The following is a 13,671-nucleotide window of genomic DNA, read 5'->3' as shown; positions in this document are numbered from 1 at the left end:
AGCAGGTATTTATAATGCAAAAAATAGTAGAATTTAAAAAGCAGCGTGGCTTTTTTAGAGGTGGTATTGATATTGACGCACTTAATGAGCGAATTTATCAATTAAACCAAGAAGGCTGGAAAGTAATAAATGTTAGCGCCTCAACAGGACTATATGGTCAAGCTTATGCTTACATTTTACTTATTGAAAATGAAGAAATATAAGGGTTACTAATGGCATTATCATTATGGTTTAGCTTAGCACTGGTATGCATGATGGGAGCAATGTCGCCAGGGCCTAGTTTAGCTGTGGTATTAAAGCATAGCTTAAATGGCGGGATGAAAAATGGCATGCTGGCAGCGTTAAGCCATGGTTTTGGGGTTGGTTTATATGCAGCGGCCTCATTATTGGGATTAGGCGCATTGATGTTGCAGTTTCCTACTGTGTATCAATTTTTAGTGTACTTAGGGGCAGCCTATTTAGCGTATTTAGGTTTGAAAATACTATTTTCAAAACCTAACGACAGCGAGCTGCAAGTTCAAAAAAGTGCAGTGAGCAGTTCTAAGGCGTTACAAGATGGTTTTGCGATTGCATTTTTAAACCCTAAGTTGGCAATTTTCTTTTTGGCGCTATTTTCGCAGTTTATCGATCCAGAAAACCTTACATTAAATATCGGTATTATTATGTGCTTAACCGTTTTTGTAATAGATACTGGGTGGTATTTATTGGTGGCTTTACTCACTGATGTGTCTAAAAAGCGCTTTGGCTTTACCAAGCAAAATGTGTGGTTAGACAGACTATTAGGTATGGTATTTATTGCGCTTGCGATCAAAGTGGTAATTGGATTTTAACTATCAAAGTGATTGAATTGCGTACAGTTGGTAATTAATGTAACTTAAAAAAACTATAATTTAAAAGTGATAAAACGATGTCTAATATAATTTTAAAAAGTGCCACTTTTGATAACAAAGTCAAACAGTACTGGATGTGCTTAGCTGCAATATTTAGCCTTTTTCCAGTTGTAACTATTGTGTTTTTACCCGTTGTATTGCTTTTGGTGTGGCTAGTCGCAGGGCGAGTATTAGCAGCTATGTCGGCCGATTTGCTAGAGCGCAAGCTAGTGGTTAAACGCGGTATTTTGTTTAAAGAAGAAAAATCGATTCCGCTTGAAAAAATCACTGATGTGGGATTAAGTCAGGGGCCATTAATGCGACTATTTGGTTTATACCGCTTAAGCTTTGAAACTGCAGGGCAGTCTGGTCACGGTGCATTAGTATCGTTACTTGGGGTAGTTAATGCCAGTGAATTTCGTGAAGCCATTTTAACTCAAAAAGATAACCTCACTGCAGATCAGCCAGCCCAATCTAATAACGATGAACCACAAAGCCAAGTAGAGCTCATCCGCTCGCTTACCTACAGCGTAAAAAATATCGAGCAAATGTTAGTCAACTTGTTGGATGAGAGGAAGTAAGGCGCAGGTATACATTAATTTTCGGCGATCGGTTGATCGCCGAGTGATTTAATTTTTGGCCTTTAAAATACCTGACAAACAGCTTCTGCTTTACAGGTAATAACTGTGACGTTTTCATAACCTACGCGTGTCAGTGCTTCAGCGCTTAATGTTGCACGCGCACCACTAGCGCAATGTAAGTAAATAGGGCGTGCTGCGTCTTTTTCTATTTCCATTAACTTCATTTCAAGTAAGCCGCGCGGAATATTAATTGCGCCGGTAGCGGCTTTGGTTGCATGTTCAGCCGGTTCACGCACATCAATGAGTAATCCTTTGTTTTCACTGATCTCTTGTTTAGCTTGTTCGGCGTCGATACGACGTTGATTAGGCGTAATAATTTTTAGTAAATCGGGGATAGATGTAAGCATGGTGATTATTCCTTAAAGCCAAGTTTGCGTAATAGAGTGATCATTGGGCACCAGCTAGTAAAAGCTGATTGGATTAAGTTTACAGCGATAAAAGCGGTAAAGTATATCCACTTCGGATCGTGATACGTTTGCAAAAGGATTGATACAACAATCATGATGCCAGCGATAAGACGAAGTGCGTTATTGAGTTTCATAATAGTAGGTCACTTATTTGATTGAGTACAGAGCTACTATATTAGATATTGTTAAATTAGTAAATTCTAATATTAGACATTTCTTATCTAGCAATTTATACTAAGTGCATATTTTAGAATAAGAGCATAGTATGAAAATTGACTTTACAGCGATGGCGACTAATGTGGATCAAGCTGAGCAGCTATTAAAAATATTAGCGAATAAAAATCGACTAATGATTTTATGCTCATTACAAGATACCGAAATGAGTGTTTCGCAGCTTAACGAAGCCGTACCGCTAGCGCAGTCTGCGTTATCACAGCACCTAGCGGCACTGCGCAAAGCCAATGTAGTGGCTACTCGCCGCGAAAGCCAAACTATTTATTACCGCGTGATTGATCAAAATGCCGTGCATTTGTTAGGCACATTATATGGACTGTTTTGCAAGGGCTAAAAGTTATGAGCATGATTGATAACGCAGTAAAAAGCAGCTTAAGTGGCCGTATTCCGGTTATTATTTTTGTGTTGTCGATTTTGTTTGGCTTATTTGCTTTACAACAAACAGCGCGAGAAGAAGAACCACAAATAGTGGTGCCTATGCTCGATATATACGTATCGGCGCCCAACGTAGAAGCTCCAGAGGTAGCCAGATTGGTTACCCAGCCACTTGAAAAGCTACTTGCCCAACTTGGCGGTGTGGAACATATTTATTCCACTACACAAACGAATGCCGCAGTGGTTACACTTCGCTTTGAGGTTGGCCATGACCGCGAACAAGCTATTTTAGATACCTATGCAAAACTTAACAGTTATCAACATACCATGGCTTCTGTTATCAAAAGTTGGCAAATACGGCCCGTTGAAGTGGATGATGTACCTATTGTTATGCTGGGGCTATACAGTAAAGACCCACAACTTTATGGTGATTACGAGTTAACCCGCTTTGCTAACGAAATAGCCAACAGTTTACAACGTATTGAACACACCAGTGAAGTAAAAGTCATTGCTGGTCGTAAACGAACCCTCACCATTAATTTAAATGCCAGCGCATTGGCTGCCCACCAAACAACCGTAAATGACGTTTTTTATGCATTAAGCGTGTCTAATCAACTAACGCAAGTAGGCAGTGTGGTTGATGGTCAGCAGCAAATTGAATTGCAAGCAGGTGATGTTCTACGAAGTCAATCTGCTGTAGAACAGCTGGTAGTGAATGTTGTTAATGGCAAAAGTGTTTACTTGCTTGATGTTGCAAACGTTATTGATGGCCCAAGTGAAGCTAAGTATTACCAATGGCTTGCTCAATCGGCAAACCAGCAGCATTTGCCAATGGTAACACTAAGCGTTGCAAAACAAACCGGCACGAACGCTGTTGCAGTTGCCAACGATGTTCATCAAATGATGGCGCAGCTAACACGCACGCTATTACCCCCTGAAGTGAGCTATGCGGTATTAAGAGATTATGGCCAAACTGCCGATGAAAAAGTAAATAACCTCACTTCAAGTTTAGTCTTTGCGGTCTTTACTGTGGTGATATTTGTGGGGGTGTTTTTAGGTTGGCGTCCTGCCGTGGTGGTTGGGTTGGCGGTTCCTATTTGTTATGGCATTACACTCTCATTAGATTTTGCATTTGGTTACACCATTAACCGGGTGACCTTATTTGCGCTTATTTTATCTTTGGGTTTACTGGTAGATGACCCAATCACAGGTATTGATAATATTAGCCGCTTTTTGAATAAAAAAGGCGATAAAAAACAGCAGATTGTTGGTGCAATGAGCGAAATTCGAAATGCCTTGCTTATGTCGACACTCACTATAATGGTGGCGTTTATTCCACTGGCGTTTATCACCGGAATGATGGGGCCGTACATGGCACCTATGGCATTTAATGTGCCGGTTAGCGTGATGGTTTCTACCATTGTTGCATTTTTTGTAACCCCTTGGCTTGCGATGAAGTTACTCAAGCCTGATAACGAACAACCCTCCGAGCTTGCTCCTAAAATTGGTGCATATCAAAGAATATTAAGCCCATTATTGGCTTCTAAGGGGCGAGCTAAACTTGTTTTGTGGCTAACCCTAGCATTATTTATTATTAGCGCCATGTTACCCGTGATGCGTTTGGTGCCTTTAAAGCTACTCCCTTTTGATAATAAAAATGAGCTGCAAGTGCTGATAGATATGCCAGAGGGGACTAATCTGGAGCACACAGCTGCATTTACTAAACAAATCCAAACACTCACATGGCAATTAAACGAAGTAAGTGAAATAGCGGCCTATGTTGGTCAACCTTCAAGTATGGACTTTAACGGTATGGTGCGCGGCTATTATCGCCGTGAGGCAGCTAATCTCGCCGAGCTGAGAGTATTGTTAGTGGATAAGTCTAAGCGCGATCATCAATCCCATGGGGTGGTTATGCGTCTTCGCGAACAGCTCGCGATGCTAGCAACCGATGGCATTGTAATAAAAGTGGTTGAAGTACCACCAGGGCCGCCGGTACTGAGTACCTTAGTTGCTGAGGTTTACCGAGATGCTTTTGTTGATGAGCAAACACATTCTCACGCTGCCTTGCAGTTAGCTGCGCGTTTACAACAAGAGCCTCATGTAGTTGAAGTCGATACCTCAATGGTGGCACCCTCGCCATTACAGCGCTTTGTTACCAATAAAACCAAGGCCGCACTCAGTGCGGTTTCAACTCAAAATATTGCACAAACACTCAGTATTGCCTCTCAAGGTGAAAACGTGGGTGTACTTTATGTGAGCAATGAAACAGAGCCCGTTGATATTAAATTACAGCTACCTTATAGCGAGCGAAATCAGCTTTCGCAATTACTTGCACTTCAGGTTAGGGGCGACAGAGATTTAGCTAAAACCAGTAACGAGTTTGGTTTAAGCAGTGCGCCAAGGCCGTTAGTATCGCTTTCAGAACTCGGTGAATTTACACAACATCATGTTGCTAAAACGATTGTTCGTAAAGATCAGCGCGACGTGATTTATGTTATGGCTGAGCTTAATGGGCGCACACCAGCGGAAGTGATTGCTGATGTGAATGCTGATTTAAATGTATCAAACGATGAGTTTGTTAAAACATCGTGGGTAGGTCGTCACTTTTTTAATAATGGCGGAACAGCCCCATGGCAACTACCACAAGGAACCCATGTCAGCTTTAGCGGCGAGGGGGAATGGCGCATAACCATTGATGTATTTAGAGATATGGGCATTGCCTTTGCGTTTGCGCTCAGTGCTATATTTATAATTTTACGGGTACAAACACAGTCGGCGAGTTTATCGCTGATTATCATGTCAGCTATTCCGTTAACAGTGATAGGCATAATGCCAGGTTTTTGGCTGTTAAATCAGTTTGGTGAGCGCTCTATAGCTGGAGCCCCAGAGCCGGTATTATTTACTGCCACAGCGATGATAGGCATGATTGCCCTTGCAGGTATCGTGGTGCGTAACTCACTTATTTTGGTTGAGTTTATTAATCAAGCTCGCGGCCAAGGCATGGTAATTAAAGAGGCGCTTGTTGCAGCGGGTACGGTGCGAATGCGCCCTGTGCTCCTAACCGCAGGTACCACTTTATTAGGTAACTTAGTGATCACACTCGATCCGGTATTTAGCGGGCTCGCGATTGCGATTATTTTTGGCATTGTGGCGTCTACATTATTTTCATTATTTGTAGTACCGCTTGTTTATTATTTAGTGTTTGCAAGCACAGAGGATAAAGCGCATGCAGGGTAAATCAAAATTTATAGGCACATTGGCCGCGTTATTTGTCATTATTATGGCTGTGCTTTATATGGCGGGCAGCTTTTCTGACAAGCAAACTGCAGGCTTAAAAGAATCACAAATAACGAACTATCAAGGTGAGCGAGTAACGGTAACGCTGCAAAGTATTGCAGGCACTGAGCAGGTACCAGGTAGTGTAATAGCAAAACAAAATACGCAAATTTCATCGCATGTTATGGCGCAGGTTGAGCAGTTAAAAGTACGTGCTGGCGATAAAGTCGCTAAGGGCGATTTACTTATTATGCTCAAGCAAGATGATTTTAAAGCGGCGTTAGCGCAAAGCGGCGCAAATATTAATGCGGTGCAAGCGTCGTTAACGCAAGCTAAAAAGCAACTAGCCAGAATGATTGATTTAAATGCGCAAGGATTAGTATCTGTTAGTGAATTAGATGACGCCAAAGCAAAGTTTGAAAACTTAACCGCTAATTTAGCGGTTGCTAAGCAACAGCAAACGCAAGCTCAGGTATCGCTTAATTATACGCGTATTACTGCCCCTATTTCGGGCGTGGTCGTTGAGCGCCTAACTGAACCTGGCGATACTGCAACACCCGGTAAACCGCTGATTACTTTGTATAACCCATTACAGTTACAGCTTGAATTTAATGTACGTGAACAACAAGCAGTAAAATTAAGAGTAGGGGACAGTTTAAATGTGGTATTACCTTCTCTAGATATAACAACACCCGCAACGGTGAGCGAAATTGTACCAGTGGCAGATAACGCGGCGCGCAGCTTGCTTATTCGTTTAGAAGCCGATGCGCAACTTGGTTTAATGCCAGGCCTTTATGCTCAACTACAGTTACCAATAAAAAGTACCCAAGGTGTATTAATTGATCCACGTTGGGTGCATGAGTTTGGTCAGCTCAATATGGTGTATGTACTTGAAAACGAAACGCTGGTTAAACGTTTCGTGCGTTTAGGCAGTATTATAAATAACCAGCAACACGTAATAGCAGGCCTAAAAGAGGGTGATGTACTTGCTGTTGATTACATGCCAAGTCAAAGCGATTAAATAAAACTCGCAATTTCATCAATCGACTTTTTATCTAGGGCGTGCAGCGGCACTGTTGCATGCTCATCTGGGTAACCAGTAATAAGTAACATATAAGGGCGTTCGTTGTCTTTATCACGCCCACAAATATTGGTTAGAAAACTCATCGGTTTTGGTGTGTGGGTAAGTGTTGCAAGGCCTGCGCGGTGCAAGGCTTGAATTAAAAAGCCAGTGGCAAGGCCTACCGATTCATGCACATAGTAATTCGTGTTTTTATCGTCCGTATTTACACCCCCCTTTTTTTGACTAAACACCGCGATTAACCATGGCGCGTGCTCTAAATAGGGTTTGTTAGCATCGGTGCCTAAGGGTTTTAGTGCATCTAACCATTCTTCACCCGCTCTGCCTTCATAAAAAGAGCGTTCTAATTTCTCGGCTGCTTCACGAATTTTCTTTTTAACATCACTACTATTAATTGCTACAAAATGCCAAGGCTGGTGGTTTGCGCCACTAGGCGCTGTACCTGCCGCTTTTATACAGGTTTCGATGATTTCTTTTGGCACTGGGCGGTTACTAAAGCTGCGAATACTATGACGGCGTTGACTCGTTTGTAAAAACTCATTCGCACGCGTCAGCATTTCCTCTGGCGGGTATTCTATAAAATCGGCTAATAGTTGGCTTTTATGATTTTGCATGGCTGTTCGCTTCTTATTTTTAGAGTGTGTGGTTTAAAATAGCAGCAAAGGCTTTATCTGCTAAGGTTTATAAAACCCGCGCTACGCATAAAATATTTATATCATATTACAAGGCTTAGCCAATAGATAAGAGCCTATTAGGTATCCTAAAACAGTAAAAGTCAGCTATTTTAGGATACTATTTTAAGCAAACAGGTCGCTATTTTGAGTGTTTATTCATAACGTAAGGCATCAATGGGATTAAGCCTAGCTGCTTTTATTGCGGGAGCTAAACCAAATACAATACCGATTAAAGAGGTAAAACCAAACGACAGCATAATAGCCCAGCCTGGTATATAAGCGTCGGGCATGCTTGGTACAGAGAGCGAAATGAGCTCGGCAGCACCATAGCCAATGACTAAGCCAATTAAGCCTCCAAATAATGACAGCACCACAGCTTCAACTAAAAACTGCAACATAATAAACCCTGGTGTTGCACCGAGTGCTTTTAGTGTGCCGATAACACGGGTACGCTCAGTTACTGATACCAACATAATATTCATTACGCCAATACCGCCAACAACAAGACTGATACCAACAATCCCTGCGGTAATTGCTGTAGCGCTACCTGTAAATTTATCAACGTTAGCGCGTGCTTTTTCAGCTGTTTCAAATTCAAAGTCGTTTTCTTGATTGTCTTTTAGTTTATGTAATTGGCGTAAAATGCGAGTGATTTTAGCAAGTACCAATTCTTCATCACTGTCTTCTTTGAGTCTAAACATAATTTGTACATTGCTGCTGCTACTTGGACCCTCTAATGCGCTCATGGTACTGATGGGAATATTAATATAATCGTCTTGATCGAACCCCAATAAACTACCTTGTTTTTCAGCCACGCCAATAATTCTAAACCACTCGCCGCCAAGTTTAATATATTCGCCTACAGGGTTTTTTGGCAGGTTTAGCTTTTCAATAATGGATGGACCAATAAAAGCGACTCGACGGCGCTTTTCATCATCCTCTGCGCGAATAAAGCGCCCAAGTTCTGGAAAGGTTCTATACGCTTTTTGGTAATCTTGCTCTGTACCCATTACTCGTGATGAGTGGCTTTTATTTCCATATTCAGCGCCACCAGAAAAACGCCAAGTAAACATCAGTGCAGTGAGTGTTTCAGCCTCTTTTACTCGGGCTTTTAAGACTAAAAAATCGTTGTAAGTGAGTTTAGCATTTTTGCCCACCATTTCTTGTTCAATGCTGGTAAAGGGTTTAATTGTGGTTACATCAGGTGCCATATCTGCGAGTTGATCGTTAATTTGCTTAGTAAAGCCTTGCATAACGGCTACCACTGTAATAACCGCGGCAACCCCAATTATAATCCCTAAACAAGTGAGTGCGCTTCGCATGGCATTGGCTTTAATTGCCATTAACGCCGCTTTTGTGCCTTCCATAATGGCAATAGCAGATTTAAACATGTTGTTTGTCTCCCTCGCCTTTACGAACATCACTCACTACCTTGCCATCAACTAAGCGAATAACTCGCTGACAATGATCAGCAATTTCTTGTTCATGGGTAACTAAAATAATAGTGTGGCCTTCGTTATGTAACTCATCAAATAGTGCCATAATTTCGGTGGTGGTTTTACTGTCTAAGTTGCCAGTTGGTTCATCGCCAAGCAAAATGTGAGGCTTGGTTACAAGAGCACGGGCAATCGCAACACGTTGGCGTTGCCCACCTGACAATTGGCTAGATAAATGATCCACTTTATCACCGAGTCCTACACGTTTGAGTGCATCGAGGGCTTTTTGTTTACGTTGTTTTGCGGGTATAAACCTATAAACCAAAGGCTGCATCACATTTTCAAGTGCCGACGCACGCGGAAGTAAGTTAAAGCTCTGAAAAATAAACCCAACGCTTTCATTACGCTGATGAGCAAGTTCGGTTTCGGTCATACTTTTTACTAGTTTATCTTTTAAAAAGTAGTCACCCGTAGTGGGGGTGTCTAAGCAGCCTAGTAAGTTCATTAAGGTTGACTTACCTGAACCAGAAGGGCCGATAATAGCAACGTACTCGTTTTCGTTAATGACCACGTTTACATCATCAAGGGCTTTAAATATTTGCTCACCCATTTTGTATTGCTTGTTAATATGCTCAAGCTTAATTACCGCCGACATTATTGCGCATCCTTGGCAGTTGTTTGCTTAACTTTTACCGTATCATTTTCTTTTAGTTTACTGATAGGACGTGCAGGGCCAATAACAATTCGCTCCCCTTTATTTAAACCTTGGGTAATTGCTTGCTCTATATCTGAAGAAATACCCACTTCTACATAGGCTTTGCTTACAGTGTTATCGTCGTTTAAACGCCATACAAACGTTTTGTCATCTTCTTTTTGTATGGCTTCGATAGGGAGCTTTAAGCCATTCACAGCAAGGCTTGTTGCGATTTCTGCACGGCAGCTCATACCTGCATATAGTTGCCTATCGGTATTATCAAGTAACACTTTCACTCGAAATGATAAACCTTGTGAACCTGCTTGGTTTTTTGCTGAGGTTCCAATGTTAATGACCTTGCCAGTGAAGGGTTGATTGGGGTACGCAGCAGCATAAATATCTGCATGCTGGTCCAATTTAATGCCAGCAATATCAGTTTCATCAACTCTGAGCTCAGCTAAAATAGCGCTTGGATCGGCAACCAGCATTAAATCTGAGCCAATAATATTAGTGGTACCTGCAATAACGGTTTCACCTTCTTTAATATTTACAGAGGCGAGTAAGCCGCTCATAGGCGCACGAAATACGCTTTTACTGAGTCTATCTTCAGCAATTGAAAGAGAGGCTTTAGCTTGGTTATAAGACTCTACTCTGGCTTCAATATCTATTTTTGCAAGGTCACGTGCATTTCGTAAGTTCTCGTAAACTTCTTGCCCCGCAAGTCCCACATCATAAAGCTCTTTTTGACGCTTTAGCTGACGTTCAATATTCAAAAGGCGTGTTTTACTATGTTTGATTTCTATTTCGCTAGCTCGCAATACCGCTTTATTACGTGTTACTTCTGACTCAAAAGCAGTGGTATCTAAGCGCATTAAAATGTCGCCTTGTTTTACACTTTGCCCTTCTTCAACAAACACCTTGTCGACTCGTCCGGTTACCTCTGAACGTAACTGCACTTGAGTATTAAAGACTAAATTGCCAGAGGCCATAATGGAGTCTGCAATACTACCTTGCTCAACCTGTGTAACATTTACCTCTGGTGCTTTTTCATCGCCAGTAATTTGCTTTGATACAACAAGAGCAATAAAAGCTGCAATTGCAAGGGTAATGATAATCGCTTTTTTCATTTTTATTTCCGTATTTAATGAGTAGGCAGAAAAGTTTGCCTACATTCCTTTAAGCAACAATAATAATTGTCCAGATGCTGTAAATGATGATGTTCGGTAGCGCAGCAAAAAGAAGTGCTTTATTAAAGCTGAAATTAGTCCAACACTTTAACCCAATAGCAACCAAAGCTATGCTCCAAAGACTAAAAATACTTAAACTCTCCATCATATTATAGAAGCTATCTCCAAGCTCTAACCCCAGCAATAACTGATTTATAGACGCGTAATTGAATAAACTAATAGGTAATTCATTGTTACTGGCTGTAAGAACTAGCGCAACAACACCTAAACTTGAAATAACCATGGGCATCATGCTCCAAACACCAAAACCATACCACGCACCATAGCTATAATTAGCATCAGGGTCTTGCTTGGATATCAGCATATAATACCCAGATAGGAGTGCATTTATAAAAAGAAGGCCGAAAATCCCCCCGCCAATTGCAAACCACACTTGGTTATCGAGGCTTTGCTCCATACTTTGACGGATCATTTTTTTCTCGCCGATTGTGGCATCCACACTCGCTGCAGCAACCTGCTGGTCTAAAATAAATTGTGAGTCTGCAGTGGTATAAAATGTATAAGCAGAGGCTGCAAGGGTTAGAGCGAGAAGTGCAAAAGCAAGCCAAGACCAGCCTTTAGCTTCTTTTAGCCCGTTAAAAGCCTTGCTTGGGCTGATAAAAATATCGATACAAGCAGAAAGCGCGTTAGATGACTTCATTATTATTCCTTAATAACCTATTTGTGGGTTGGTAAACAATTGATACCAATGAGTAGATTAATAATATAGGAAAAAGCAGGTACTAATTTCACTCAATTGTAACCGATTGTTAACAAAAGGTGGTGTGTTATAAAAAGTAGAGTGTAAAGTGCGTATCACTAAGCTCTATAGCTATTAGGTGGTTTCAATATGTTGATTAATCAGGAGTGAAATTTAATTGTTATGTGGCTGTATTTGAGGTAAATACAGCCATTTATCTAATTAGCTATCAGATAAACTTAAACCGCTAGGGTTATCTGTTGCGATATATAGTGCTTTGAGTTTTTTATCACCATTTTCGGTTTCAGTAAATTGCTGAAAAGAATAGTTTTTAGAAAAACTTGAAAGAGTCTCAATAGATGCTTGATTACTACTTTGTGTATAAGTAAGTTCTAGTGCGCAAACCTTACCTGCACACTCGAGATCTTGCTGTAAAATAGTTACGTCTTTTAATTCATTTAGAATAAACTCATTTAGCTTATCTTTACGTACTTGTGCTATTTCAGAGTATTCAATATCAGACATGCGTTGCAGTAATATTGAAGTATCATTTTTAAATACGTCGTCCAATGCTTTTTTTGAAACAAATTCTTTTCCATCCTCAGTTGAAACAAACTCTTCAGAAAAAGCGTGAGGGCTTGAAATAGGCGATTTAGATATCGCTGCCACTTTTTTCTCTACAACTTTGTGCTGTTTGACAGATGGTTCAGAGGCTTTACTTAATAGGGTGTTTGGCTCAATTGGAGGCTTAGCGTTTTCATTACTAAGAACGGCTTCATCAGTTGGTTTTATGTGGGTTAGCGGAGGTTTTGAGGGCTCCCCAGTGTTTAAGATACCAATACCAAGAATGGCGACAAAAACAAGTGCAATTAAAAATATGTATTTCATTTTACTATCCTTAGAAGAGAAAGGCATACGCCTTTCTAAATGATGCTTATTCCAACCGTATCCTACAAGAAACTTGACCACCACCAGAGCACGAATAGCTAACTGTACCACCCTCACCATGAACAACCGTCATGCTACCTGAGGTGCAACGGCATGTCATTGTTGCATAGCTAAATGTACTCATTGTGATTAAAAAAAACGCTAAAATAGCTGTGATTTTTTTTGATAAATTCATAATAATCCTTAATCGTGATTTCGAATTTTAATGTTATCTTATTGTTTTTTTTGTAAACAACTATTTTCTAGGTGGTTTAAATATGAGAAAGGGCCTTGCGGCCCTTAGTGTTGCAGCAAGTAACACATTCTTTTTATAGGCTAAAGTCGACAGCGTAGGCTACATAAGCTTTAACATCTGAGCCGTCCATGTCGTTATCAGATAGGCCAAAGGTAAAACCATCTTTAGACACTGATACACCATAATCAATAATATTGTCATCACCGATGAAATCGCCTGAGTAATGCCCTATGTGTAGCGCCATTTCAGTGCCATTGCTACCAACAGCGAAGCTGTAATCGGCGTTTAAATACAGTGAATCACCAAAATCAGTACCATCACCACTGGCAGCAGATGTTGCAAGTACGGCTGCACCAAATGTAAAACCTTGCACACTAATGCTACCGTAAACTTCTGAAAAATCTGCATCGGCACCTGATGCCGCATCTGGGTAAGCGTAATAAATATAACCTACGTCATAACTTACGTTTTCATTAATAGCGCCGCCAAAACCGGCGTATAAGTCTAGTTCGTAAGTCATTTCATCTGCCCAAGACGCATTTGACGCCCACGTACCTGCATAAAATCCAGATTCATTAGCGTAATCAATACCGCCAGATACAGCTGCATCGCCCCCAGTTTGCTCTTGTCCGCGCCATAAGTAGTTAGAAGTAGCGGCTGCATTGGCTGTTACTTCGGCAAATGCAGTAGTTGATGTCATTCCTGTTAATGCCAATGCACCGATGAGTATTGTTTTTTGTAGTTTTAGCATGTTTCATTTCCCATTGTATGATTTTGCACGCCAAGGTTTTTTATTATAAACGACTACAACCTTTTGAACGGCGGCGTATTATTACGTTACTGCAGGGGGAATTGCACTGTATGTGCCAGCT

Annotated in this window: 15 protein-coding genes; 6 read left to right on the top strand and 9 right to left on the bottom strand. The window is 41.0% G+C overall.

The genetic code is table 11. From position 1 onward, the window contains the following. Positions 1-14: 14 nt before the first annotated feature. The 3 genes from A9479_RS05225 to A9479_RS05215 all read left to right on the top strand — a co-directional run bounded on the left by A9479_RS05225 (position 15) and on the right by A9479_RS05215 (position 1,450). Positions 15-203, top strand: a complete 189-nt coding sequence (locus tag A9479_RS05225) for a hypothetical protein (RefSeq protein ID WP_064662880.1) — start codon at positions 15-17, stop codon at positions 201-203. Between the two features lie 9 nt (positions 204-212). Next, a complete protein-coding gene (locus A9479_RS05220) occupies positions 213-830 on the top strand; it encodes a LysE family translocator (RefSeq protein ID WP_013466086.1) in 618 nt (205 codons plus the stop codon). 77 nt (positions 831-907) lie between these two features. Beyond that, positions 908-1,450: a PH domain-containing protein gene (locus A9479_RS05215; protein ID WP_064662879.1), complete on the top strand. Its 543-nt coding sequence runs from the start codon at positions 908-910 to the stop codon at positions 1,448-1,450. Positions 1,451-1,512: 62 nt separating this feature from the next. Here the strand turns inward: A9479_RS05215 and A9479_RS05210 are convergent, their stop codons facing one another. Together A9479_RS05210 and A9479_RS19625 are read right to left on the bottom strand one after the other, a co-directional pair. Further along, positions 1,513-1,857 (bottom strand): rhodanese-like domain-containing protein, encoded by a 345-nt coding sequence (locus A9479_RS05210; protein ID WP_064662878.1) that lies wholly within the window; start codon positions 1,855-1,857, stop codon positions 1,513-1,515. Positions 1,858-1,862: 5 nt separating this feature from the next. After that, on the bottom strand, positions 1,863-2,051 hold the full coding sequence (locus A9479_RS19625) for a DUF2892 domain-containing protein (protein ID WP_008467276.1): 189 nt from the start codon (positions 2,049-2,051) through the stop codon (positions 1,863-1,865). A 131-nt stretch (positions 2,052-2,182) separates the two neighbouring features. Here A9479_RS19625 and A9479_RS05205 point away from each other — a divergent pair, with 131 nt between their 5' ends. From A9479_RS05205 to A9479_RS05195, 3 genes are read left to right on the top strand one after another with little or no spacing between them, the layout of a single operon-like run. Continuing rightward, positions 2,183-2,485, top strand: a complete 303-nt coding sequence (locus tag A9479_RS05205; protein ID WP_008467273.1) for a metalloregulator ArsR/SmtB family transcription factor — start codon at positions 2,183-2,185, stop codon at positions 2,483-2,485. A 5-nt stretch (positions 2,486-2,490) separates the two neighbouring features. Further along, positions 2,491-5,766: an efflux RND transporter permease subunit gene (locus tag A9479_RS05200; protein WP_064662877.1), complete on the top strand. Its 3,276-nt coding sequence runs from the start codon at positions 2,491-2,493 to the stop codon at positions 5,764-5,766. Beyond that, on the top strand, positions 5,756-6,826 hold the full coding sequence (locus A9479_RS05195; RefSeq protein ID WP_064662876.1) for an efflux RND transporter periplasmic adaptor subunit: 1,071 nt from the start codon (positions 5,756-5,758) through the stop codon (positions 6,824-6,826). Before A9479_RS05200 ends, A9479_RS05195 begins: the two co-directional genes overlap by 11 nt. On the opposite strand, the gene A9479_RS05190 is transcribed toward A9479_RS05195, so the two are convergent. From A9479_RS05190 to A9479_RS05160, 7 genes are all read right to left on the bottom strand, one after another. Continuing rightward, a complete protein-coding gene (locus A9479_RS05190; RefSeq protein ID WP_064662875.1) occupies positions 6,823-7,500 on the bottom strand; it encodes a nitroreductase family protein in 678 nt (225 codons plus the stop codon). The genes A9479_RS05195 and A9479_RS05190 overlap by 4 nt on opposite strands. Before the next feature lie 212 nt (positions 7,501-7,712). Then, positions 7,713-8,951 (bottom strand): ABC transporter permease, encoded by a 1,239-nt coding sequence (locus A9479_RS05185; protein WP_013466081.1) that lies wholly within the window; start codon positions 8,949-8,951, stop codon positions 7,713-7,715. After that, positions 8,944-9,651 (bottom strand): ABC transporter ATP-binding protein, encoded by a 708-nt coding sequence (locus A9479_RS05180; protein WP_008467268.1) that lies wholly within the window; start codon positions 9,649-9,651, stop codon positions 8,944-8,946. Before A9479_RS05180 ends, A9479_RS05185 begins: the two co-directional genes overlap by 8 nt. Then, positions 9,651-10,817, bottom strand: coding sequence for an efflux RND transporter periplasmic adaptor subunit (locus tag A9479_RS05175; RefSeq protein ID WP_064662874.1), 1,167 nt, complete (start codon positions 10,815-10,817; stop codon positions 9,651-9,653). The genes A9479_RS05180 and A9479_RS05175 overlap by 1 nt, the downstream gene beginning before the upstream one ends. 49 nt (positions 10,818-10,866) lie before the next feature. After that, on the bottom strand, positions 10,867-11,577 hold the full coding sequence (locus A9479_RS05170; protein ID WP_064662873.1) for a YIP1 family protein: 711 nt from the start codon (positions 11,575-11,577) through the stop codon (positions 10,867-10,869). Between the two features lie 261 nt (positions 11,578-11,838). Further along, positions 11,839-12,624, bottom strand: coding sequence for a hypothetical protein (locus A9479_RS05165; RefSeq protein WP_231893545.1), 786 nt, complete (start codon positions 12,622-12,624; stop codon positions 11,839-11,841). Positions 12,625-12,872: 248 nt separating this feature from the next. Continuing rightward, positions 12,873-13,550 (bottom strand): TorF family putative porin, encoded by a 678-nt coding sequence (locus tag A9479_RS05160; RefSeq protein WP_016899323.1) that lies wholly within the window; start codon positions 13,548-13,550, stop codon positions 12,873-12,875. Between the last annotated feature and the right edge of the window lie 121 nt (positions 13,551-13,671).

Origin of the sequence: Pseudoalteromonas sp. MQS005 (assembly GCF_001661605.1) — a bacterium.
GTDB lineage: Bacteria > Pseudomonadota > Gammaproteobacteria > Enterobacterales > Alteromonadaceae > Pseudoalteromonas > Pseudoalteromonas tetraodonis.
Note: the sequence above shows the minus strand (reverse complement) of the source record. Positions and strands in the feature narration are given on the sequence as shown.

What these genes read in the sequence shown, in the direction of transcription:
- A9479_RS05200 (WP_064662877.1), top strand. Translation starts at nt 2,491, where the DNA reads ATGAGCATGATTGATAACGCAGTAAAAAGCAGCTTAAGTGGCCGTATT.
- A9479_RS05175 (WP_064662874.1), bottom strand. Translation starts at nt 10,817, where the DNA reads ATGAAAAAAGCGATTATCATTACCCTTGCAATTGCAGCTTTTATTGCT.
- A9479_RS05160 (WP_016899323.1), bottom strand. Translation starts at nt 13,550, where the DNA reads ATGCTAAAACTACAAAAAACAATACTCATCGGTGCATTGGCATTAACA.
- A9479_RS05180 (WP_008467268.1), bottom strand. Translation starts at nt 9,651, where the DNA reads ATGTCGGCGGTAATTAAGCTTGAGCATATTAACAAGCAATACAAAATG.
- A9479_RS05170 (WP_064662873.1), bottom strand. Translation starts at nt 11,577, where the DNA reads ATGAAGTCATCTAACGCGCTTTCTGCTTGTATCGATATTTTTATCAGC.
- A9479_RS05225 (WP_064662880.1), top strand. Translation starts at nt 15, where the DNA reads ATGCAAAAAATAGTAGAATTTAAAAAGCAGCGTGGCTTTTTTAGAGGT.
- A9479_RS05185 (WP_013466081.1), bottom strand. Translation starts at nt 8,951, where the DNA reads ATGTTTAAATCTGCTATTGCCATTATGGAAGGCACAAAAGCGGCGTTA.
- A9479_RS05215 (WP_064662879.1), top strand. Translation starts at nt 908, where the DNA reads ATGTCTAATATAATTTTAAAAAGTGCCACTTTTGATAACAAAGTCAAA.
- A9479_RS05165 (WP_231893545.1), bottom strand. Translation starts at nt 12,624, where the DNA reads ATGGTGAGGGTGGTACAGTTAGCTATTCGTGCTCTGGTGGTGGTCAAG.
- A9479_RS19625 (WP_008467276.1), bottom strand. Translation starts at nt 2,051, where the DNA reads ATGAAACTCAATAACGCACTTCGTCTTATCGCTGGCATCATGATTGTT.
- A9479_RS05210 (WP_064662878.1), bottom strand. Translation starts at nt 1,857, where the DNA reads ATGCTTACATCTATCCCCGATTTACTAAAAATTATTACGCCTAATCAA.
- A9479_RS05220 (WP_013466086.1), top strand. Translation starts at nt 213, where the DNA reads ATGGCATTATCATTATGGTTTAGCTTAGCACTGGTATGCATGATGGGA.
- A9479_RS05205 (WP_008467273.1), top strand. Translation starts at nt 2,183, where the DNA reads ATGAAAATTGACTTTACAGCGATGGCGACTAATGTGGATCAAGCTGAG.
- A9479_RS05195 (WP_064662876.1), top strand. Translation starts at nt 5,756, where the DNA reads ATGCAGGGTAAATCAAAATTTATAGGCACATTGGCCGCGTTATTTGTC.
- A9479_RS05190 (WP_064662875.1), bottom strand. Translation starts at nt 7,500, where the DNA reads ATGCAAAATCATAAAAGCCAACTATTAGCCGATTTTATAGAATACCCG.